This is a genomic window from Sphingomonas sp. PP-CE-1G-424 (genome assembly GCF_004341085.1).
Taxonomy (GTDB): Bacteria; Pseudomonadota; Alphaproteobacteria; order Sphingomonadales; family Sphingomonadaceae; genus Sphingomonas.
Genome location: NZ_SLXW01000007.1, coordinates 12,694 through 36,207, shown reverse-complemented (window position 1 = coordinate 36,207; position 23,514 = coordinate 12,694). Strand labels below are relative to the sequence as shown.

17 protein-coding genes are annotated in these 23,514 nt (G+C 63.3%); 14 read left to right on the top strand and 3 right to left on the bottom strand.

Annotation, left to right across the window (positions count from 1 at the left end; genetic code table 11):
- Positions 1–53: 53 nt before the first annotated feature.
- From C8J43_RS18085 to C8J43_RS18070, 4 genes are all read left to right on the top strand, one after another.
- Positions 54–2,219: a glycosyltransferase gene (locus C8J43_RS18085; RefSeq protein ID WP_082471074.1), complete on the top strand. Its 2,166-nt coding sequence runs from the start codon at positions 54–56 to the stop codon at positions 2,217–2,219.
- A 77-nt stretch (positions 2,220–2,296) separates the two neighbouring features.
- Positions 2,297–3,385 (top strand): glycosyltransferase family 1 protein, encoded by a 1,089-nt coding sequence (locus C8J43_RS18080; protein ID WP_165899677.1) that lies wholly within the window; start codon positions 2,297–2,299, stop codon positions 3,383–3,385.
- A complete protein-coding gene (locus C8J43_RS18075) occupies positions 3,382–4,692 on the top strand; it encodes a glycosyltransferase family 1 protein (RefSeq protein WP_056056147.1) in 1,311 nt (436 codons plus the stop codon). Before C8J43_RS18080 ends, C8J43_RS18075 begins: the two co-directional genes overlap by 4 nt.
- A gap of 88 nt (positions 4,693–4,780) precedes the next feature.
- Positions 4,781–6,004, top strand: coding sequence for a polysaccharide biosynthesis/export family protein (locus C8J43_RS18070; RefSeq protein WP_231420916.1), 1,224 nt, complete (start codon positions 4,781–4,783; stop codon positions 6,002–6,004).
- 456 nt (positions 6,005–6,460) lie between these two features.
- Here the strand turns inward: C8J43_RS18070 and C8J43_RS18065 are convergent, their stop codons facing one another.
- Together C8J43_RS18065 and C8J43_RS18060 are read right to left on the bottom strand one after the other, a co-directional pair.
- A complete protein-coding gene (locus tag C8J43_RS18065) occupies positions 6,461–7,585 on the bottom strand; it encodes a lipopolysaccharide biosynthesis protein (RefSeq protein WP_056056138.1) in 1,125 nt (374 codons plus the stop codon).
- Positions 7,586–7,614: 29 nt separating this feature from the next.
- Positions 7,615–8,433 carry an ABC transporter permease gene (locus tag C8J43_RS18060; RefSeq protein ID WP_231420915.1) on the bottom strand — a complete coding sequence of 273 codons (819 nt, stop codon included), beginning with the start codon at positions 8,431–8,433 and terminating at the stop codon, positions 7,615–7,617.
- Between the two features lie 614 nt (positions 8,434–9,047).
- Between C8J43_RS18060 and C8J43_RS18055 the strand changes: the two genes are divergently transcribed.
- The 8 genes from C8J43_RS18055 to C8J43_RS18020 all read left to right on the top strand — a co-directional run bounded on the left by C8J43_RS18055 (position 9,048) and on the right by C8J43_RS18020 (position 20,270).
- Entirely contained in the window at positions 9,048–9,929 is an 882-nt protein-coding gene (locus C8J43_RS18055; RefSeq protein ID WP_207893449.1) for an FkbM family methyltransferase, read from the top strand.
- Positions 9,930–10,428: 499 nt separating this feature from the next.
- Positions 10,429–10,971, top strand: a complete 543-nt coding sequence (locus tag C8J43_RS22000) for a hypothetical protein (RefSeq protein WP_056056137.1) — start codon at positions 10,429–10,431, stop codon at positions 10,969–10,971.
- A 234-nt stretch (positions 10,972–11,205) separates the two neighbouring features.
- Positions 11,206–12,132, top strand: a complete 927-nt coding sequence (locus C8J43_RS18045) for a GDP-L-fucose synthase (protein WP_056056134.1) — start codon at positions 11,206–11,208, stop codon at positions 12,130–12,132.
- Positions 12,133–12,207: 75 nt separating this feature from the next.
- The gene (locus C8J43_RS18040) at positions 12,208–13,995 is read left to right on the top strand and encodes a glycosyltransferase (protein ID WP_056056132.1); all 1,788 of its coding nucleotides are present in this window, start codon (positions 12,208–12,210) and stop codon (positions 13,993–13,995) included.
- Positions 13,992–15,158: a glycosyltransferase family 1 protein gene (locus C8J43_RS18035; protein ID WP_056056129.1), complete on the top strand. Its 1,167-nt coding sequence runs from the start codon at positions 13,992–13,994 to the stop codon at positions 15,156–15,158. The genes C8J43_RS18040 and C8J43_RS18035 overlap by 4 nt, the downstream gene beginning before the upstream one ends.
- The gene (locus tag C8J43_RS18030) at positions 15,140–15,736 is read left to right on the top strand and encodes an NUDIX hydrolase (RefSeq protein ID WP_056056127.1); all 597 of its coding nucleotides are present in this window, start codon (positions 15,140–15,142) and stop codon (positions 15,734–15,736) included. The genes C8J43_RS18035 and C8J43_RS18030 overlap by 19 nt, the downstream gene beginning before the upstream one ends.
- Before the next feature lie 41 nt (positions 15,737–15,777).
- The gene (locus C8J43_RS18025) at positions 15,778–19,389 is read left to right on the top strand and encodes a glycosyltransferase (protein WP_133032089.1); all 3,612 of its coding nucleotides are present in this window, start codon (positions 15,778–15,780) and stop codon (positions 19,387–19,389) included.
- Between the two features lie 257 nt (positions 19,390–19,646).
- Positions 19,647–20,270: a sulfotransferase domain-containing protein gene (locus C8J43_RS18020; protein ID WP_165899676.1), complete on the top strand. Its 624-nt coding sequence runs from the start codon at positions 19,647–19,649 to the stop codon at positions 20,268–20,270.
- 83 nt (positions 20,271–20,353) lie between these two features.
- Here the strand turns inward: C8J43_RS18020 and C8J43_RS18015 are convergent, their stop codons facing one another.
- Positions 20,354–21,892, bottom strand: coding sequence for a glycosyltransferase family 1 protein (locus C8J43_RS18015; RefSeq protein ID WP_207893448.1), 1,539 nt, complete (start codon positions 21,890–21,892; stop codon positions 20,354–20,356).
- Positions 21,893–21,916: 24 nt separating this feature from the next.
- Between C8J43_RS18015 and C8J43_RS21995 the strand changes: the two genes are divergently transcribed.
- Both C8J43_RS21995 and C8J43_RS18010 read left to right on the top strand, forming a co-directional pair.
- The gene (locus C8J43_RS21995; protein WP_165899674.1) at positions 21,917–22,513 is read left to right on the top strand and encodes a hypothetical protein; all 597 of its coding nucleotides are present in this window, start codon (positions 21,917–21,919) and stop codon (positions 22,511–22,513) included.
- A gap of 278 nt (positions 22,514–22,791) precedes the next feature.
- The gene (locus C8J43_RS18010; RefSeq protein ID WP_056056120.1) at positions 22,792–23,439 is read left to right on the top strand and encodes a hypothetical protein; all 648 of its coding nucleotides are present in this window, start codon (positions 22,792–22,794) and stop codon (positions 23,437–23,439) included.
- Positions 23,440–23,514: the final 75 nt, after the last annotated feature.

The window sequence follows — 23,514 nt, the reverse complement described above, 5'->3', positions numbered from 1 at the left end:
AGGGAGCGCCGATACACGGGAATTCGACGGCTCGGGAGCTGTAGGAGCAAAACATGCTTTCGAAAATACTTGGAAAAAGAAGCCGGGCTAGCGATCGCCGCAAGGGTAATCAATGCCGTAACGCAGGCGATTGGGCGGGCGCATCCAGCGCCTATGTGCGACACCTCGCGGTCCACCGCACCGATCAGCCGATCTGGGTTCAGTTGGGGCATGCACGCAAGGAGCAGGGGCTGCTCGCGGAGGCAGCCGACGCCTATCAGACCGCCGTCGATCTCGACAGCCGGGACGCTGATGCCAACATACACCTTGCCGATGTCCTGCGCCGGCTTGGTCGCGGCGAAGACGCGCTTGCAGCATATGAGAGGGTAAACGACATCGCACCCAACACCGAAAGCATGCAGCAGATCCGCATGCTACGCCGCGATACCAGAGCAACTGAAGCCTTGGGTTTGGGGGAGGGCACGACCTTCTTCGCGATCCAGGATCTCTTTGGGTACCTCAAGGCCCATGTGACGATGTCCGGTATCCAGCGTGTGCAGGCGGGGATCGCCATGCACGCGATCCGGGATGCCGCCATCGATGTTCGGTTCATCCTGAGCAATGTGGGGCCTGACACGCCGGCACTTCCCGCTGGCGAGTTTTGGATGGTCGACAACGCTAAGATGATGCGCGTCATCGACTATGCTTCGGGCAAGCAGGTCGACCACGAAACGCTGCGGGCGATGCTGATGGCGTGCGAAGACGCATCCGAACGCGTACGGCCGCTCCAGGGGAGTACGATTATCCTGCTGGGTGCTTTCTGGGGTCTGGGGAACAGCATTCAGCATTTTGTGCGCTCGAAGCGCGATGGCGTGCGGATCGGTGCCTATGTCTATGACATCATCCCGGTGACGCATCCGGAATTCTGCGACGATGCCCTGGTAACCGACTTTACGATGGCGATCTGCGAGCTCTGCGGCACCGCCGATTTCGTTTTGACGATCTCCGACGCGACGCGCATCGCGCTGACCGACTTCATTGCGGAAAACGGGGGGCGGCCGATCCCGATGACGACCGTTCCGCTGGCGCATCACCTGACGCGCGAAGCCGGTCATTCCGTCGCATGGCCCGAGCAGCTTCGGCGTGTGAAGGGGAAGCGCTACGTCGCCTATGTCTCGACGATCGAGGGCCGCAAAAACCACTTGTATGTCATCAACGCCTGGCGACGTCTGATCGCCGAAGGCGTCGATGTGCCCGATCTCGTTTTCGTCGGTCGGCATGGCTGGAAGATCGGCGCCCTTACCGATGTCTTGATCGCGACCGAAAATCTCGGCGGACGACTGCACATCGCGCACAACCTGTCCGATGGCGAGCTGAACGCGGTGTATGCCGGATGTGAATTCTCGGTGTTCACGAGCTTCGTCGAAGGCTGGGGCTTGCCGGTCGGTGAAAGCCTGTTCCACGGACGCCCGTGCATCGCCTCCGATACGTCGTCCATTCCCGAGGTTGGTGGCGACCTGGTCGACTATGTCGATCCTTTCAACCTGACCCAGGGGGTCGAGGTCTTTCGGCGGATGATCACCGATCGGGCCTATCTCCGCGGTCGGGTCGAGGCGATCCGTGATCGTTTCGTTGCCCGGACGTGGAACGATGTCGGCGCCGATTTCCTCGAAAAGATAAAGCTCTATCAGGATGCGCCGATCACGCCGTTTACGGCAACGCTGAAGGAAGGCGAGAGCTTCTCGTTCCAGGTCTATCCAGGTGACCGGGTCGATGCGCATCGCTATTTTCGACGCCTGAATCGTCTTTTGGTGGAATCGGCATTTTTCTATGCTGCCGAAGACCATGGAATCTGGTTCCGAGGCGCCAGTCCGGAGATGACGATAGCGACCGATATGGCGGCCGGTACGGCGATACTGGCGTATGTGAAGGTTTCCATCGCGCCTGGCGCGTTTGAGTGTCGTTTGAAGATATCCGACGTGGTGTCGGATGCGGAAACGGCGTCGATTGGATTGCAGGACCTCAGGCTCGCGGGAGGAACAATCCGTATGCCGGCGGTGGTCGGCGAAGATGGCAGCCTTCATCTGCGTTTCAACGTCGTCGGTATCTATACCCAGCTGCCGGGCGAAAAGCGCGATTACGCGATCGGGCTGCGGTCCATCGGGTATGCGCGCGCTGAAAATACGCTTGCACGCCAAGAACTGATCGAGACCATGACGCTTCAGGATTTGTCAGCCTGATATCTGCCGGTACACGTTTGAAAGAAGCATCGGCGACGCCTCCGTCTGGAGTGTCGCTCTGCATCGATGGGCGAATGGTGTCCGATGGCGGTGCCGGTACCGGCGTCGGGCAATTCGCGCGGACTCTCATCGCGGCCCTGCAGGACGTGGAAATCCACCCCGCTATTCTCGAGGATGGCGGCCCAGTCCTGCGCCGCTCGCGGATCGGCAAGCTGCTGGCAGCCGCGCGTCCGTGGCGCCGCCATGCGACCGTGACTGCGGGAGGGTTTCTGGTCCGCGACGTCTTTCGCGAGGCGCAGGTATTCTTCGACATCCACAAGCGGCCGATGCCGATCGCTCTGCCGGGCCCCCCCGGGATCATGCACTGGACCTATCCCCTGCCCTTGCGGGTCACGGGCTGGCGCAACCTCTACACCGTCCATGACGTGCTGCCGCTCGATCCGACGATCCCCAGTCCCGTCAACGGCCCGCGCCTGCGTCGCCTGCTCGATGCGCTTCGGGCTTCTGGGGCCGAGTTCGCGACCGTTTCGGAGGCGGCGCGCGTCCAGATCGTCGCCCGGATGGGCTGGCCCGCGGAGACCGTGACGGGCTGTCACCAGGCGATCGATGTCGCCGGCGCCGATACGGGGCCGCTGCCCGGCGACCTCCGCCAGGGCGAGTATCTGCTCTATGTCGGCGCGGTCGAAGCGCGCAAGAATCTGCACCGGTTGCTCGACGCCTACCGCGCCAGCGGGATCACGACGCCGTTGGTGATCTCGGGACCCGATGGTCTCGATGCGGCGGGGATCGACGCGCATATCGCGGCGACCCCCGGCGCGGTCCGGCTCGGGCTCCAGCCGCGCGGCCGCGTGCTGCAGCTGATCGCGGGCGCACGCGCGCTGGTCTTCGTGTCGCTCGCCGAAGGCTTCGGGCTGCCGGTGGCGGAGGCGATGGCGTTGGGAACGCCGGTGCTGGCGGGCGACGTCGCGGCGCTGGCCGAAGTCGCGGACGGCGCCGCGTTGCTGGTCGATCCGCTCGACCTGGCCGCGCTGCGTACCGGGCTGATCGCGATCGACGGCGATGCCGCGTTGCGCGACCGTCTGGCGCGGCTTGGCCGGCAGCGCGCGCAACACTTTGCGTTCGGCCCCTATGCACGGCGCCTGCTATCCCTGTACGGGATGGCATGACCGACCATGCTTCATCGCCCATCCGGATCGGACTGGATGGCTATAATCTCGCTTTGCCGCAGGGCACCGGTGTTGCCACCTATGGCCGCAACTTGGCCGCGGCGATCGACCAGCTCGGCTATCCGGTCGATCTCGTGTTCGGCGTCAACATCCCGCGCAAGGCCGATATCGATCTCCGGGAATCGTTGTTCTTCGGGCAGTTGGGCGCCGATGTCCCCAACCGCCTGACCTGGCGCAAACGCGTGCGGCGCTGGCGCGTCCATCCGCTGGCGCACGACCTGATCGAGATCCCGGTGACCGGCCGCGCGATCATGGCGGATGCGGGAGACCGGTTGCCGCGGTTCGACCGGCTGTTCAACCTGAGCGAAATCTACGACGTCTGCGCGCGACATTTCCGCCGCTACGGTACCTTCATGACGTTGCGGATGCCCAATCCGCCGACGATCATGCACTGGACCTATCCGCTGCCGCTGCGCATCGCCGGCGCGCGCAACATCTACACGCTGCACGACCTCGTGCCACTGCGGCTGCCGCGCGCCAGTCTCGAGGACAAGCGCTATTACGACCGCCTCGCGCGCGCCTGCGTCGCCCGCGGCGATCACATCGTCACGGTGTCGGAGAAGTCGCGTGACGATATCATCGAGCTACTCGGCGCCGATCCCGACCGGGTCACCAACTGCTATCAGTCGAGCGACATCCCGCCGCTGCGCGATCCGGCCGGGTTGGCCGGGCGGTTGCGTCGGCTGTTCGACCTGGAGATGAAGGGCTATTTCCTGTTCTTCGGCGCGATCGAGCCCAAGAAGAACCTCGGGCGCGTGATCCAGGCGTATCTCGAGGCCGATCTGGAAACCCCGCTGGTCATCGTCGGGGCCGAAGCCTGGCACGCCGAGCGCGAGCTGAAGCTGCTGGGTAGCGCGCACGGTCGCCAATTGCCCGGGGTCGAGCGGATCCGCCGTATCGATTACGTCCCGCGCGCGTTGCTGACCGATCTGCTGCACGGTGCCAAGGCAAGCCTGTTCCCCGCGCTGTACGAAGGCTTCGGGCTGCCGGCGCTGGAGACGCTGGCGGCGGGCGTTCCGCTGTTGTCGAGCACCACCGGCGCGTTGCCCGAAGTGACCGGAAATGCGGCGCTCGCGGTGGATCCGTACGACGTCGACGGGATGGTCGATGCGATACGTCGGCTCGATACCGATGGCGCATTGCGGGACCGGCTTTCGCAAGACGGGCCCATCCAGGCGGCGACCTTCTCGGGGCGCGTCTTTGCCGAACGCATTCGCCAACTTTACCAAGTGGTCGCGACACGCTAGGCGCGTGGCAAGGCGCAGGCTCCCGGATCGAACGTGACCCATTCGACTATATCCCGCAGCTGCGATTGGTGACACTGGAGTGAAGATAATGCGTGTTATGCACTCGGCGCGGGTCGTTCGACCCGGCCTTGCCTTGCTGGTGATGACGGCCATGAGTGCCTGTGCGACGCTGCCACGCAACGGGCCGACCGGCAGCCAGATCACGCATGACGCGACCAAGGCGAACGATATCGGCTATCAACTCGTCGACATCGCGCCCGGCAATATCGCGGCGTTGTCGACGGTGGACGTGCCGAGCGGTGCGCTGGCCACGCTGGCGGCCGATGGCTTCGTCGACACGTTGGGGCCGGGCGACGTCTTGTCGGTCGAAATCTACGAGGTCGGTGTTTCGCTGTTCGGTGGCCGGGCGAGCATCGCCGGGGGCGGTGGCATGGCAGGCGGCGATGCGCCGTCGGCGAGTGGGCAGGCGCTCGGTCAAGGCGGCCTCACCGTCGATCGCAACGGCAATATCACGATACCCTATGTCGGGACGATCCAGGTCACCGGGCTGACGCTCGCGCAGGTCCAGCAACGGATCCTCGCCGGCCTGCGCGGCAAGTCGCAAAGCCCGCAGGTGATTGTCTCGCTGCGCAGCAACGTCGCGAACACCGTGGTCGTGATGGGCGCTGTCACCACCCCGCGTCGGGTACCGTTGACGCTGGCGCGCGAGCGGTTGCTGGATGTGATCGCGGATACGGGGGGCATTTCGCGTGCGGCGCAATCCGGTTCGTCGACCGCGACCGGTACCGGCACGCAGGATTCGATCGTACGTTTTACGCGCAACGGTCGCACCGTGGAACAACCGCTTGATTCCATCGTGTCGGGGTCGCCGGACGATCTTGTGCTGCTCGGCGGGGACCGGATCGAGCTGATCCGGCAGCCGCGTACCTTCACCGTCTTCGGGGCAATCGACCGGATATCGCAGGTTCCCTTCGAAAGCCGGACGCTGACGCTGGCAGAGGCGTTGGCGCGTGCCGGCGGACCGAACGACGGTCGCGCCGATCCCCGCTCGGTGTTCGTCTTCCGCCTCCCGGCCGGGGCGGCAGCGCTTGAGGCGAAGCAGCCGGGCGCAGCACCCGCGACGGTCAGGCCGATCATCTACCGGATCGATATGCTGCGCGCCCAGAACTACTTCCTGGCGCAGCAATTTGCGATGCGCGACAAGGACGTGGTGTATATCGCCAACGCTTCCGCCAACCAGCCGCTGAAGCTGGTCCAGGCACTGGGCCAGCTCTTCTCGCCGGTCATCGCCGTCCAGAACGCGACGCGTTGATACCATGGTTGATACCATGATCGGTGCGCTGCGGCGCACCGATCATGGCTCTACAGGACAGGCGCAGGCCCGCGGACCCGTCGCAATCTGACATTGCGTACAAGGCGTTCTGGCGCGAGAAACCGCAGACGGGCGAGTGATCGCGCGCGCAGCCCGACACGCGCTCATAGTGGTGCACAGGATCAGATCTGGCCGCTCGAAACGATCGCGCCGCGTATGCTGGCCACGCGGCGCGGCCTTCCGCTCCGTATGGGGCGTGCCGAATTGCGCCGAATTTGAACGGTGTCGCCCTGCCACGCGGGGGCCTTGCAATCGGTCATCGGCGAGACGGCCACCGACAGCCCTAGCGTCAAGCTTTTCAAGTTCCGACACCAAGGGGGCCGTCACGGTTCTACCGCCCGATCGACATGATCATCCGGTCGGCGCAAATCATCGCGCCGACCGGACCCATTCGGGTTACGCCGCGTGTTCGCGGACACCCGCGGTGATCAACCAGCCGATCCCGTAGATCAGCAGGAGCGCGAGAAACGCGGTCAGGACGATCTTGGTACGCTGCGGATACAGCGCGCGGACCGGTAGATTGGCATCGACCACGGGCACGACATACAGCTGTTGCCGACGGGCGTCGTCCTGCGCACGCTGCAACGCCGCGGATGCGAGCTCGAACCGCTTGCCCGCCAGTTCCTGACGGATCTTTATATTTTCGTACGCACCCATGCCGGCTGCGACGTTGCCTGGCCCTTGCGACAATTTGGCGGTCTCCGCGCCGACCTGGCGGGAGAGCGCCGCAACGCGCTGGCGGGTAGCGACCAATTGCGGGCTGTTGGGGGAGAGAACCGCGGCCATCGACGATTCCTGGGCTCGGGCAACCGCAAGCTGGCCTTGAAGCTCGGATACCATGCTGGTCCGCGTGGCACCCGTCACCTGCGGGTTGAAATCGCGCTCGTCACGCCGAAAGCGTGTGATTTGACCCTGGACCTGGGCGAGGTTGGTCTCGGCTTCACTCACCTGGCGCTGCGACATGGCGACAGCATTGGCATAGTTGCGGCGATTGAGCGTGTTTACACGCTTCTCGCCCAGTTGGATCAGTTCGCGGACGATCCGGTAGGAATCCTCGGGTCGAAAGCTGCGCACCTTCAGCGTCGTAATCCCCGTCTCGGTGCTAACCTCGACCTCGGCCTTGCCCTCGAAATATTTCTGGAGCTGTTCGGGAGTAGGATCCGCGTACCACAGGCGCGAAACGATATCGGCCTCGGGGCGACGGAAACGTTCGGTCAGACCGATCCGCGACTGCAAGGCATCGACCGCATCGTGCGACTTCAGATAGTCGGCAACCAGCAAGGCATCCCGCTCGGACGAAGCCCCTCCCACCAGGCTCAATGCCTGGCCCAGCCCGCTGGGCGCGGCGGGTTGGGTATCAGATGTACGCACGACGAAATGCGCTTCGGACACGTACTGATCGGCAGCGACCAGATAATAATAGGCGGCGATCAGCAACGTGGGAACGAGAACGATCAGGCACCAGTTGCGATGTGCGCGCAACCAGCCAAGCAGCGCACCGCCGCGCCGTGGTTGGTCCATTGAAGAGGCGTTATCCAAGTCTAGTTACCTTAGTGAAGATGAATGCGACGCCGCGTCACCCGGATCGACACCAATCCAGCATATGTCAGCACGAGGCAAAATCCGACGATATAAGGAATATCGACGTACGTGTCTTTCGCGGCACTGAATTGGCCATAGCGAAGCAACTCGAAGACCGTGGTCAGCGGGAACCATGTCAGCCACGTCCGATACGGCTCGGGGATCCACGCCAATTGGTAGAAGGCGCCGGATAGCGGCATCAGGATGTATGTAATGGGGTGGACGAATCGTGCGACCAGCCGATTGTCGTGCGTCCAGGCGCAGATCAGCAAGGAGACCGCAAACGAGAACCAGAATATCAGGATGATCCCGATCAGCAGTTCCAGCGGGCGTGCCGGCAGCGATGCAAGGTTTATGATCATGACGAAGCCGATCAATACGACGTACGTGACGATCGTGCCCGCTCCTTCCAGCAACGCGCGCGCGAACATCATGTCGAAGATCGTGACGCGACGATGATACAGCAGCGGCATGTTCGCTTCCAGCGCACCGTCGGCGCGCGTGACCATGCCGCGAAACATGATGAAAAGCGTATAGCCGAGAATGGCAAAGGGGATCGGGTTGATGCCTGTCCCGTGCGACGATCCCCCACCGACATGCAGCAAGGCGACCGCGCCCGCCAACGTCATCGGCTCGAGGAAAATCCACAGATACCCGATATTCTCGCGACCGTAGCGGGTATGGAGTTCGCGCATCAGCAGCGCGCCGATCACATCCCCCTGAACCTTCAACCCGCGCCAGAAGCCGCGATCTCCGGTCGAGCCAGAGGTGTCCGAAATCATCGTCATGCCCGGATATCCAGCTGGGGGAAGGGCGACGTGCGCGGCGCATATGATGCCGAGACGCACCGCGCCCTCGCGCAACGCGTCTTGGGGTAGCGATGCAATGCGCCCCGCAAACCACGCGCGGCCCACGCACCACAGACGGAAAGCGTGTCAGCCAAGTCTAGCCTGCCCAACAGAGTTGCACGTTCGGGATACTGTCCATGGGCGCGCAATATCAGCAAATTGCGGTAGGGAAAGGGCACTTCCGTCGTTATCGCTTCGGTCGCAGGCGTTCGACACCTTGCGATCAGGCGTCGCAGCGACAGAGTGTGGCAGCGACAGGGCGTGGCAGATACGGAAAGATCGCAACGTGGTTGCCCTATCCTCACCGTGAATGCCACGCCGATCGAAATAGGTCCTGCCCTGTAGCAGGTGGCGTTCGGCCTTTTGGACGCGAGAGGGGCACAAGCTACTGCACGCCAGATGCGGGAACGGGCGTTCCCATTTCGAAAACCGCTCCGATATTTTTGCTGCATCGGGCCGCGTGACGGTACCATTTTACCGGGTAATGGTCGCCTTATGGTCCGACCTGCCATATGGCGACCCACATGAATCAGTCTTCCGTTCTGTCGAGTATCGTGTCTCGCCTTCATCGTCGATCGACCGCCGAGGCGGGCATCCGTCTGTTCCATCTCGATCATCTGCAAAGCCAGTCGCGGCAGCGTAACGAGGCGGTGATCCGTCAGCTCTGCGCCAACGCCTATCTTGGCGACAACCGCTCGCTGTGCCGGGTGCTGGGTCGGTACAAGATGATCGTCGACACGACCGACGTCGGCCTGTCGAGCCATCTGTTGCTCGACGGCTATTGGGAGATGTGGCTCACCGAACTGCTCGCGACGCTGATCAAGCCGGGCATGAAGGTCGTCGATGTCGGCGCCAACCTCGGCTATTTCACCTTGCTGATGGCAGATCTGGTGGGGCCGACCGGCCATGTCCATGCGTTCGAGCCGAACACCGATCTGGCGCGACGGATGACGCAGAGCATCGCCATCAACGGCTTCCACGATGTCGCCACGGTGTACGAGCAGGCGTTGGCCGATGACGAAACCGACGTCGTGCTGGTGGTGCCGACCGACGAACCCAAGAACGGCCATCTGCTGCCCGCGGATCATCCGGTCTCGGACGATCAGGCGACCGAGACCCGCCTGATGCGGACCTGTCGGCTGGACAGCTTTGCCGCGCTGCGCGACGCCGATCTTATCAAGATCGACGCCGATACGTCCGAACTGGCGATCTGGCGCGGGATGGCGGGGATCCTGCAGGCGGCGCGGCCGCTGACGATCGTCCTCGAATTCGCGCGGATGCGGTACGACGATCCAGGGGCATTCATCGACCAGATCGTCGCGGACGGTTTCACGCTGGCGGAAATCACGCTGGAGGCCGGTATCCAGCCGACCACCCGCGCGGCGATCCTCGCGGCGCCCCCGACCGAAGACGTCATGCTGCTGCTGGTGCGCTGAACCGAACGGATATGATGCCAATACCGCCAGACGGCGTGGCATCAGGCGACGCGATGTGGAAAGGATGGAATTGGCGAGTGGGCAGGACTGGTCTGCCGAAGTCGGTCTTGGGGATATGTCTTTGCGAAACGGATGGATGAAAATGGTCGTGACGACCCAGCGGCATCTACCGCTGCCGATGGCGTGTCTTCTGCTTTTGGCGGGGTGTGGTGGCGATTCCTCGACAGCAACGCCCTCCCCTTTGCCAACTCCGACACCGGTCCCAACGCCTACGCCTACTCCGGCCCCAACCCCTACTCCGGCCCCAACTCCTACGCCGTCTACATATCAGCCCGTATTCGACTTCACGCGTGATCGCAGTTTTGCAGGACTGGTCACGGCGAGCACGACGCAGACCATTCCCGCGCGGCTCACCTATGGTATTTTCGATTCCGGGACGATCGCGTACACCGCCGCGACGCGTGCGATCACGGCGTTCGGCACGACCATCGTACCGGGCATGACGGGGGCTACGCTCGCGCAGACGGCCGACAGCCTGGTCTACAGCTATCTGGTCGGTACTTCCCCCGCGACACTCACCGTGTATCGCGGGTCCGCGGATACGACGTATGTCGGCTATGTGCGCGACGACGAGCAGGTGAAGCCATTGGGCCTGGCCAACTTCGCGCTGATCGGCGCACCGACCTCCATCAGCGAGTTGCCCACCACCGGGACGAGCACGTATCGATTGACCGTAGCGCAGATCGGCACGTCGGCTGCCGGGCAGGCGCTGGTCGTCGATGCGGCAACCCGGCGTATCACCGGTACCGTCGCCATCACGCTGACCGGGGGGAGTTCGACAATCAACGTCGTGTTCCAGGGGACTGTCGATCCGCAGACCGGCCGTCTCGCCGGTACTGCGGTGACGGCGGATGGTGCCTATGCAGGGGCCTTTCAGGGGCGACTATACGGGCCGGCTGGCGCCGAGATCGGGATGATTTTCGATCTGGCCGATCGCAGTGGCAACGATCTGCCTGGTATCCTTGTCGGGCGGACCGGATAACGCGGTACCGGGGATCCGGGGTTCGGGATCCCCGGCTTGGCATCCCACGCTTGGCATTCCAGATCGGGCGCGCGGAGATGGATATGCCGATGATCCCGCACCGATCCCGGCGCGGTCGCCGATCGAAGAGTGCACCGCTGCAGGTTGAACAAGAAACGTAGACCCCTATGGGGTGTCCGGCTTGGACGGCACAAACGGCTATGGTAGCACCGCCGCTTTCCGATGGAGTATTGAATGCACGAGCTTGTCTGGGTCGCTGGCCATAACGGCATGGTAGGCAGTGCCGTTACGCGGGCGCTCAGAGCACAGGGGCGGCGTGTGCTCACTGTCGACCGTGCCGATCTCGATCTTACCAATCAGCGCGACGTGCGCGACTGGGTTCAGCAGAACCAGCCTTCTTCGATCATCTTCTGTGCGGCCAAGGTCGGCGGGATCATGGCCAACGACACGCTGCCTGCGGACTTTTTGTACGACAATCTGTGCATCCAGGTGAACACGATCAACGCCGCGCATCTTGCGGCGGTCAACAATCTGGTCTTCCTCGGATCGTCGTGCATCTATCCGAAATTCGCCGAACAGCCGATCAAGGAGGATAGTCTCCTGACCGGCAGCCTGGAACCGACCAATGAATGGTACGCGATCGCCAAGATCGCCGGGTTGAAGATGTGCCAGGCCTATATGCGGCAATATGGCCGCAACTACATTTCGGTGATGCCGTGCAATCTGTACGGCCCGGGCGACAATTTCGATCTCCGCAGCAGCCATGTCATGCCCGCGCTGATCCGCAAGATCGTCGATGCCAAGCGACAGGGAAACCCGACCGTTCAGGTCTGGGGTTCGGGCAAGCCGATGCGCGAGTTTCTGCATGTCGACGATCTGGCCGCGGGCGTAGTCTTCTGTCACGACAACTATACCGACTATGAGCACATCAATTGCGGCAGCGGGTCGGAAGTCACGATCCGCGAGCTGGCGGAGACGATCGCGTCGGTGGTCGGCTACGAGGGCGAGCTTGCGTTCGACACGAGCAAGCCCGACGGCACCCCTCGGAAAGTGATGGATTCGAGCCGCCTGCGCGCGCTCGGCTGGGCGCCCAGGATCGAGCTGGTCGACGGCATTCGCTCGACCGTTGCCGCGTTCCTGGAGGCGTCCCCGGCCGAGTAAGCCACGGCGTCGCGGTCGTGTAGCGGTCCCTTCGATTACGAGCCGCCTTCGATTACGAGCCCTTCGATTACGAGAATGTTGATGATAATCGAGCATGCCGTACCTGCAGACCAGGCGGCCGATCTGGTACGGCAATTATATCGTGCGTTTCTCGCTCGGGAACCGAGCGACGACGAAGTGGCGGTGCATAGCGGCAATCTGTGGAACGATGGCGCGATGGCGGCCGTATCGGGCATCGTCTATAGCCCGGAGGCGCTGGCCGTCCGGGCCCAGGCAGCCGAGCCGCCCCGGCCGAGCCTCCCAGAGGGAATGCTGGCGATCGGTCGAACCGACGTTGCCGAGGTGGTCGCGCATGCGCTCGAAGCGGCCAGACACGATGCCCCTTCGGCCTATGAGGTGGAGTTGCGTGTCGACGATGTCGAACGCGGGACCGCGCTCGCGGTGGTGCTTCGCGACGCCTTGCAGCCTCTCCAACCTGCTGAGGACTCGGTCGAGGACGAGGCCTCGATCGATCGCACGATCGAGATCATGTACCGGCTTGCGCTGGGGCGTATGCCCGGCCCGGCGGACCTGGAAAATTGGCGAGGTGCGGTCGGCAACGGCGGGCGTCTGTCGAACGTGGTTTTCGGCATCGGCGAGAGCGCCGAGGCCAAGCTGATCCGCGGCGCGCTCGACGTGGTGCCGGGGACAAAGGTCCAGCTTGCGTTCGAAATCGTGTTGGGGCGTGGTGCCGCGGCTGCCGAGGTGGATCATTTCCGCGGCATGGTCGACAAGCAGGGATTGGATATCTCGCCGCTGGTCTGGCAACTCTTCGGCGACGAAGCGCGCAAACGCCTGCTACCGCCGCAGCACGCCAACGATCCTCATCTCGCCTATGTATTCGGGTCGCGCGGGGCGGTGAACATCGCGGACTGGCGGACCAGCAAGGCGCTCCCGGGGATCAAGAAGAACCACGACGTCCTTGGTGCCGACAGCGCCATCCGCCTTCGCCCGACCGAGGACTGCGTCGTCAGCATCATCACGAGCCTTTATCGCGGCGGTGCGTTCATCCGTTCCTTCCTCGAAAACATGACCTCCCAGACGATCTTCAGGACGCATTGCGAACTGATCATCATCGATGCCAATTCTCCCGAGGGCGAGCAGGCGATCATCGAGGAATTCTGTCGGGACTACCCCAACATCATCTACAAACGGATGGATGCGCGCGTCAGTATCTACGAAGCCTGGAATATCGGCGTCGGACTGGCGCGGGGGCGGTACCTTACCAATGCCAATGTCGACGATATCCGCCGCACCGACTCGTTCGAAATACAGGCCGCCGTTCTCGATTCGCTCGATTTCGTCGACGTCACCTACCAGGATGTTCTCTATTCCTTCGAACCTCGGATGCCGTTCGACGAGATTGCGAAACGCGACTTCTGCAGCGACCTGCCGGTCGTCAGCCGGTACAATCTGATGGAGTTCAACAGTCCCCACAACGCGCCGATGTGGCGCGCTGCGCTGCACCGCGACGTCGGCCTGTTCAACCAGTCGCTGCAGTCTGCGGCCGACTTCGAGTTCTGGTTGCGCTGTCTGGTGGCCGGAAAGATCTTCTACAAGGTGAACGAGGCCCATGCCGCCTATTTCGTCAATCCCGACGGCATGTCCACGCGCCCGGACACGCGCGGTGCGATCGAAGCCTATGCGGTTTCGCGCGAACTCTATCGCAAGATCGTCTCGCCCATGCTGGTGATCTCCGACGACGAGTTTCTCGCCAGAGTCGATGAGATCGACGCGGCGCCGCTGCGGAAAGGGCGTCGGTACGACATCGTCCAGTCCGCGCTGCTAGCGCTGGGCACGCGGCGCGAAGGAGCGGTGGCATGAAGCTTCTTGTCGACGGCGTGTTCTTCCAGTTGGCGAGTTCGGGCATCGCCCGCGTCTGGCAAGCGGTGCTGCCTGCGCTAGCCGCGATCGATGGTCTCGACGTGCTGGTGCTCGACCGCGGCGGGATGCCCACGCTCGAGGGTGTGACGCGGATCCCGTTTCCCACCTACAAGGATCTCTACACCGCGGACGACAGCGAACTGATCCAACGCATCTGCGATTTCTACGCGATCGATGTCTTCACATCGACCTATTACACGACACCGCTGTCGACGCCGATGGTCCTCGTCGTCTACGACATGATCCCCGAACTGTTCGAGTTCGACCTGAAGCACCGTCATTGGCAGGAGAAGGCCGTCGCGATCGCCTATGCCAGGCGGCACATCGCAATTTCGCGGAGCACGCGCGAGGATTTGCTGACCTGCTATCCGACGCTTGATCAGGTCGACGTCGCGCATCCGGGTTTCAACCACGCGGTGTTCCACCCGGTCGACGAGGAGCGGGTCGCGGCATTCCGGCAGCGGGTCGGTTTCGACCAACGCCCCTATCTGGTTACGGTCGGTTCGCGCGAGCAGCATCTCAACTACAAGAACGGGGCTTTGCTGTTCGATACGATGGCCACCTTCGGGATCGATGCCTTCGACATCCTGTGCATCGGTGGCGAGCCGACGATCGCTCCTGAAAAACTGGCGGCATTGCCGCCAGCCGTGAAGGCCGAGCGGATTCAATTGTCCGACGATGATCTGGCGGCTGCGCTGTCGGGTGCAGCAGGCTTGATCTACCCTTCGCTGTACGAGGGCTTCGGCCTGCCTGTTCTCGAGGCGATGGCCTGCGGATGCCCGGTCGTGACGACCGCGCGCGGATCGCTGTCCGAGGTGACGGGGAATGCCTGCGTGATCATCGACGGCGCTTCGCGGTCGGAGATGGCGGCCGCACTCGGAAAACTGATGTCGCAGTCGGTGCGGAACGATCTGCGCCGCGCCGGGCTGGAGCGGGCGGCGCTATTCGACTGGTCGGCTCTGGTCTCGACGATCGCGGACGCGGCGCGCGAGACAGCCAAGCTCGGTCAACAGGCCGACTACCTCGCTTTTGCCGAGACATGGCAATCGCTGCGCCGGCTTCAGGCGGCGGTCGACGTCAATACATGGGCACCGACGGCGTGACCGTGGCCGAAGACGCGGGTGCGCGCGTCGCTGCGGTCGACATGGTGTTGCAGGGATGGATCAACGTCAGCCGGGTGAGCATGGCAATGCCCGATGGCGCCTTGGTCGAGCGTCACGTCGAGGATCATGGGCCTGGTGTGGCGGTACTGCCCTATGATGGTGAGCGCCGGACCGCGTTGCTCATCTCCCAGCCGCGCGCAGCCGTGATGCTCAGCGGGGGCGCCCCCGTACTCGAGGCGATCGCAGGTCGGCTCGACGCGGCCGATCCCGCCACGCGCGTGCGTGCGGAAGCGATGGAGGAGGCGGGCGTCGAACTCGAATCGCTGGAGCATGTCGTCTGTCTATGGACGATGCCGTCGATCTCGACCGAACGGCTGGATCTATTCCTTGCCCCCTATACTATGGCGGACCGAACCGGCCGAGGTGGCGGGTGCGACGATGAGCACGAGAACATCATGGTGCATGAACTCCCGCTGGCGCGACTGGCTCAAGACGCCGATAACGGGCGACTGCTCGACGCCAAGACACTGATCCTCGTTCAGGCGCTACGCCTTCGTCGGCCGGACCTGTTCGCTTGAAGCAGGCCTATGTGGCGCTTGCCCACCGCTTGCGTTTGCTGATGCAAGCGCAGGCCCCCTTGCCGCAATCGCATTTCGACGAACCGGTCGAAACCGCTGACGACGGGCACGCACCCCATGCGCCCGAGATAGGCCTGCGACGCTTCCTGATCGTCACGCCCGTCTTCAATGCCGAGGCGTTCATCGACGAGGCGGTCGCTTCGGTCCTGCGACAGGGCGTCCCCGGATATTCGCTTCATTATCACGTGCAGGACGGGGGCTCGACCGACGGTACGGTGGACAAGCTGCACGCGTGGGACCGACGATTGCGTGAGGGCCTCTACATCCCCCATGCGGGCAATATCGTCTTCAGCTTCGAGTCCGAGCGAGATGGCGGGATGTACGATGCGTTGCAGCGCGGGTTTGCGCGACTGGCACCGCAAGACACTGACATCCTGACCTGGATCAACAGCGACGACGGCTTGGCGCAAGGCGCGCTGGTGACCGTGGGCGGCGTTTTCGAAGACATACCGGGGTGCGAATTCCTCAGCGGCCGGACCGCCTTGCTCAACGAGGCTGGCGCGGTGATCGTGCTGGCACCGGCACTTCCCTACGCGCGCAAGGCGTTGGCCGACGGCCTTCACGATGGCCGCACGCTATCCTTCCTGATGCAGGAGGGGACGTTTTTTTCGGGGCGGGTCTGGAACGCGGTAGGGGGCGTCGATCCGGCGTTTCGTCTGGCCGGCGACTGGGATCTCTGGCGCCGCATGGCGCGCGTTGCCGGGCACAGTACGGTCGACTCGTTGACGGGGTTTCACCGTCGTCGCCTCGGGCAGTTGTCGGGCGACATGGACGCCTATCGCCGCGAGATCGACACGGCTGCGGCCTTGCCGGACACCACCGAACTGAGTGTGCTCGGCACGATCGTCACGTTCGACCAAGCGAGCGCACGGTGGATCGAGACCGCCTACGACCCCGCAATGCTCACGGCACCCGCACTCCTGCGCGACGGTCGCCCGGAGATCAGTGCGGTCTGTCGTCCGGTGACGGGGTTCGCCGCACCGGAAGGACCCTATCCGCAATATCAGCTCCCGGGCGGTATTCGCTGGATCGATGGTTGCCGGGCCGAGATCGCGATACGCGTGCGGGCGAGCGGTCGCTATCGGCTTCGCCTGACGCTTCGCGCGAGCCGCAAGGATATCGTCATCGGTCTCGGCATCGGCGTGCGCGAACCGCAGCCGATTACGCTTGAGAATCCCATACCCCTCATCGATCAGGTGATCGAAACCGTGCGCTGGCTCGAGCCCGGTGAAAACAGCCTGTTCATCGACTGCAACGGGCCTCCCGATGCGCGCTCCGTATTGCTGATCCGGTGCGAAGCGACCAGCACCGACGAAGCGTTCCTGCGCCGACCGGTTCTTCCCCCTCCCCAGCCGATGCGGTCCGATCGTCCGGCGCTGGCGATCGCCGTCCTGTGCGACGACGACGAGCCCGATCTGCTCGACCTGAGCCTGACCGGCTGCGCCGCGGTTGCGCCGGTCGGCACGGCGATCTTCGTCGTCTGCGATCCACAAAGCGCGGTGCTGGACCGGGTCGTTCGTGCTCGGGACGCTGACATCGCCGGCTGCATCGATATCGCCGGTCCGCACATCGACATCGAGCTGTTGCGCCAGATGCTTCATGCCGCAGGCCATGACGAGGTTTTGATCCTGCGGCGCGGGTCTGTGATGACTCCGCGCGGCATCGACGCGGCATCCGCGCTGCTCGATGCGACCGGCGCCGGCGCTGCGGCGGGGTTCGTCGACGCGCGCGATTCGATGGGGGCCTCGTTGCACCTGTCCAGCATCCAGGGCGCGGCACCGGTCTTGTACCGCGCCACCGCTGAAACCGCCGTAGTACTCCGGCTCGGCTGTGCGCTTGCCCAGGCGGTCGCGCGGACGACCACGGTGTTCGATCCACCGGTGATATGGGTGCTCGACGGCGATCGGCCGCTGCTCGGGCGGACACCGGCCGCGCTGCTTGCGGCGGGGCTGGCGCTGCTCGGATATGACGTGCGCCACGTCGTCGTCGGCGCCGGTACCGTGCCGGCACTGCCGCCCGGTGCCTTGGTCATCGCGTCGCAAGGTCTCGCCGACCGCGCCGATGCAGCGTTGACGATCGCCAGCGATGGCGGAACGCTACGTCTCGTCCGGCATGCAGGCGAGGCGGTCGACCTGCCGCTGGCGGTGGATACCGATCTGCTTCTCCCGCGGCATCGGCGCGAGGCTCGCCAGCGTCTGGGCTTTGCCGCGGACGAGCGGATCGTCTGCATCGCCGAGGCATCCGCAGAGCAAACGGCGACCGCGATCGCGCGGGTCGCCGCGATGGTGGAGGGCCCGTCGCGGATCCTGAACTTCGGCCATAGTTCATCGTCCGAGACGCCCGGATGCGCGGTGCTTGCGCTGGGCACGATCGCCGACCCGCTGCTGCTGTCGTATCTGCTCAGCGCAGCGGACGCCGCGGTCGTCTCCGAACCGGGCGGCACGATGCTTGCCGGCGCAGCATGGGCGTGCGGCCTCATGGTCCTCGACCAGAGCGGTACTGTTCTGCGGCCCGACGATGAACTGGACGCTTTGGGAATCGCGACGCACGTGCAGCATGACACGGCGGACGATGCGTGCCGATTCCGCGACCTGATCGTGGCAACGCGTTCGCTGGTGGCGCTTGCCACCGCGATAGACGAGCGCTGCTCCGATTTTTCGGGTGTCGGCGGATCGTCGCCCCTGCATCTGCGCGGCGGAACCGTACGGGTGCGATCTTACCGGGACGCCGAGCAACCCGGCTGGTTCGATCCGATCGCCGGGTCTGCGACGATGGCGGTGCTGGGCGACGCACTGCCCTTCATCGCTGCGGATGGGGAAAAGGGCCTGTCGATCGGCGGACGCGATGCGGAGATTGTCGGCTGCCTCGATCATGCCGACATATCGGGGCTGCGAGTGCACGTTCGAGGAACGCCCGGCGACACATGGACCGTCCATGCGGGCGACAGCGCTGCGACGTTCTGCCTCGGCGAGTACGGTGCCGATACGGTATCGGTGGCCGGCCTATACGATGCTGGTCCGATCCGCGTCAGGTTCGAACGGCATGGTGACGTCGACGGCCCGCTTCTCCATGTGGTCGGATTGAGTGCGATCGGTCAGTCGGTGTCGACGACACCTGGCTGGGAAGAAACGAAGCTCGCGCTGGTGCCCGCCGCAGCTTGGCCGACGCCGACGCTGGAGTTCGACGGCGACTGGCAGCGCGTGGCGAACTTTCTGCCCGAAGAACCGGCGGTCCCGCAGGAAGGACTACACGCCCCCTTCCGATGGAGCCTGGGCGACACATGCCAGATCCGCGTGCGAACCGCGACTGGCGGACCTCGGACACTGCGTCTCGCCTTGGCCGCGGGCGTCCGCGATCAACGCGTGCGCCCGGTGATCGCAGGCCGGGCCTATGACTGGTGTGCACCGTTGGCGGGCCCGATCGGTCACGTCGAGCGTCGCGCATGGCTGGTGGACTGGCCGGTCGGGGATATCGATATAACGTTGGAAGTCAGCGACGTGTTGCGTCCGCCCGGGCAGGAACTTGGCTTCATTTTGTTTGAAGTCATGATAGATTCTGCCCCAGATCGTTCTGGTTTCTCGCTTGAGATTTAAGGTTGTGTTCGTTTCTCTACGCGAGATGCCGGGACTGTATTAGTTCAAGGGCGTATGTGTAGTTATGATCGTGTATAGAACATGCAAAAACTCGTATGGACTATAGTTCCATTATAAAAATGCCGACAGCCAGTGTCAGCAGTGAGTCATTTGTGTTTTCGGTCCACAAGGCAGGAAGCTCTCTGCTTTTTGGGATGTTGGAGGATGCCTGCGCTAGAGGCGCAATTCCAGCGATATCGATACCCGATATCTTGTTTATGGAAGGTATCGGCGATGATAATTGGCAGACGGACGATGATATTCGACCGATGTTCACGCCGGGCTACGTGTATTTCGGGTTTCGGAATTTTCCCGCTATCCTAGAAAACTACGCGCGACTTAGCGACGTTCCCAAGGTCTTTCTGATAAGAGATCCTAGAGACATACTGACATCACAATATTTTTCATTTGGCGGTAAGCATTTTTCTCACAGGCTTCCCAACAAGAATGCGGACTCCGTCGTAGATTACCACATGCGTGATAAGCATATGGAAATAGACGAGTATGTGATCGATCATGCAGAGGTCTTGTACGACAAGCTATGCTGCTACAGGGCGCGTATCTTCGACAAAAACCTGCTCATGGTTCGCTACGAAGATATATTCTTCGACAAGAGGCAGCTGCTTAGGGCTGTGATGGCACATCTCCGCATAGAGATAGACACAGAGATCATAGATGCCGTTGCAGTAGCCCACGATATTCGCCCGGTATTCGAAGATCCAACACGGCATATCCGTCGTGGAACGCCTGGCGACCACGCAAACAAGCTGCAGGCGGCCACGATAGAAAAGCTGACGGCAATGTTTCGCGAATTGATGCGCGATTTCGGTTATCAGCTTTAGGCGCGTATACGTCGTATATTGGCTGAATCCGCACGGTCTGGCTTAGTTGACCGGCAACAAATTACCGATCTTGTCAGTGTGTCCTATGTCGTGATCTCGATCTTTTCGACGATCACGTCGCCGATGATCGGTACGATCGTGATCCAAAGAGTCTTGGCCGTATTCGGCAGCGGGCAGGAGACGATCTCGGGCATGCCGGGCTGAACACGACACGCCCGATCCACACCATCCATCCCGACTTTGGCCGTGGCCTCGGCTCGGCCGGCCACGAAATGGATATGCAGCATGGCGCCTTGCGCGCCTGCCCAGTGGAACCACAGCGCGGCATCGTCTCCATCGATCCTGCATCCCGACAGGCCAGGTGATTGCCACGCCCGGCCATGCCGGAGCGCTTCGCCTTGCCATGCGTCCGTGACGGGTCGATCCGTCGTGTTCGCTTGGTGCGGCAGCGCCAGGGTCCATTGCCCTGCACCGGCAAGACAAGGCAGCGTATCCTGCACGCGCGACGAGACGCTCCCGGCCTTGGTGACGACATCCTGCGCTATCCCGCGCCATGTGCGCGGCACATAATCCTGATGGATCGCCGCTTCGGCGCTGTGTCGCGTCGGCGCGTGCAGGAGCGCCCGCACGGTCGTTGCGATATCGGCAGGATCGCTTGGATCGAAATACTGCGCGAAGCGTCCGCCGGCCTCGGGTAGCGACGACACGCGCGAGATCGCCGGAACCTTGCCGTAAGAGAGCGCTTCGGACACCGGCAGTCCCCACCCCTCGTAGAAGCTGGGGTACAGCGCGAACAGGCAATGCTCGTAGAGGGTGGCCAGGGTGTCGTCGGGTATCCCGTGCAGGATGAGGACCATGCGCCGCAGCGCTGGGCTGTCGCGCAGCATCTGATGCAGGTCTTCGTTGAGCCAGCCGCGACCACCGACGCAGACGAGCCGGGGAACGTGCGCTTCGCCCAGCGTATCGGCGAGCGCCAGCCATGCTTCGAACGCGGTCCGGTGGTTCTTGCGCGGCTCGAGTGTCGAGACGAGCAGTACGTAGCTGCCGGGTTCGAGGCCATGAGCGTGCAGCGACGCGGCATCGGCCGAGGCCTGGCGGAAGTCGCCGTCGAGACGGACGACCGGCACCGATTCCGGGGGGACAGGTGCTCGCCAGTCCGCGGAGACACGCACCAGATCCTGGCGTGTGGCCTCGGAAATCGCCAGGAACCCGTCGGCGGAATGGAGCAGCGATCCGAACCACGCCCGATAGTCGCGGACCAGCGATTGCATGAACCATTGCGGTCCGATCAGCGGGATCAGGTCGAACACCAACGGGACGTACACCACGCCATCGCGCGCGCGGACCATACGGACGTCGAGCAGATAATTCCGATCCGCCCACGACGTCCCCAAGTTCACCAACACGGTCGACGGGGAAAATCGCAGCGTACGGGCTACCGCGATTTCTCGATACATCCGGTCGAGCTGGCGGGTCCAAGCCGGGTCCTGGACGTCGTCGCTTTGCTTGGCCAGTCGGCAAAGCGTATCGAAATGCTCGCGCGACAATCTGATCCAACCTCGTCGCGCACTCGAATAGACGCAGAATACCGGCTGTGGATCGAACATCTGTTCGAGGCCCACCAGCGACACCTCGATCTGGACGCGTTGGATACCGGTGGGCAGGCGCCGCTGGCCGAAAAAGGCGAGCAGATCGGTGACGTCGAGTACCACCGCTCCTGGGGGCAGGTGGCCGGTATCGTTCGATATCCGGTCGTTCGGTTCTATGTCCAAAACGTCGAGCACGGCCGTCCACAAGGCCGGCTCGATATCGTCGCGATCAGGGAGAAGGCGCACGAGTTCGGAAACGGCCTGCAAGGTATTGCGGTCGCGCTGCAGGGCCGCGATGAAATAGCCTGCGGCATCGGCCGGTTGGCGCCATGCTTTCGCCAGATGGCCCAGCCGGAGGAGCGGTTCCGTGTCGTCCGGCCTGAGGCGCGCCGCTTCTTCATAGGCGCTCGTGGCCAAGTCGATCTCGCCGGCCTCTTTTTCCATATGGCCCAGCTGCACCCAGACATGCTGCAAATGGGGTTCGCGCGCCAAGGCCTGACGATAGGCCATCGCCGCGTTCCGCCACGCCTGATGTTCGCGGGCGGCATTTCCAGCGCGAATATGACGGGCTGTCGTTCGATGTACCCGGACACCGGCCGACCGCGGACTGAGCGGCAACTGCGCGGATACGCGGATCCACCACCGTTTGATTGATCGCATGGCGCCGGCCCTAGCGCGCCGGCCGGGATGCGGACAGAAGTTTTACGGTACAGGCGCGCGAAGAGGCTTGGCGCGACGTTCGGCACCTTGGAGCGATCGCACCACCATCGATTGGATAACCGAAATTTAACGAAGCTAAAATAACGGGAACCGAGTGGCGCGGCGAACCTGTGGCCCAAAAGCCACGCTTCGATTATTCTATGTTAGGCGGGGAACGTCCCGCCAGCGCCACGGTTTCAACGTCGTCTACCGTACCAATCAAGGATGTTTACATGCGTAAAATCGTTGCGCTCTGCGCGATCGCGGGCTTTGCGGCCGTTGCTACCCCGGCCCTCGCACAGGATGCGACGCCGGACACGACCCAGACCACAACCGATACCGGCCCGACCTCGTTCCGCGGTTTCCGCATCGAAGGTAACGCTGGTGGCGATCGCTTCCAGTCGCAGGGCCGCCACGACGACAAGTTCGGCTACGGCGCGAGCATCGGCTTCGACGGCCAGATCGGCGAGCGGATCGTGATCGGGCCGGAAGCGACCTACTGGCGTTCGAGCGGTTTCGGTGAAAACTGCACCGCCGGCGTTTCGGGCGGGTCGATCTGCCACAAGTCGTTCGAGGAATATGGCGTCGGCGTTCGCGCAGGCGTTCTGGTCGCACCGCAGCTCCTCGTGTTCGCCAAGGGCGGTTACGTCACCAACGAGCAGCGCAAGCGCTTCGACGCACCGGCTGGCCAGACGAGCTTCTACAACCACTTCAACACCGACGGCTATCAGGTCGGCGGTGGCGTCGAAGCCTCGATGGCGAACCGCTTCCAGGGCCCGCTCTCGGGTCTCTACGTCAACGCGCAGTATGTCTACTCGCAGTATGACGACCACACGTCGCGTCAGCGCGTGATGGGCGGCATCGGTATCCGCTTCAAGTAAGCGGTTGACGCCATCGGTGGTCTCGACCGCCGATGGCGTCGCTTTGCCGACAGGCAATCTGCCGCTAGGGACGAT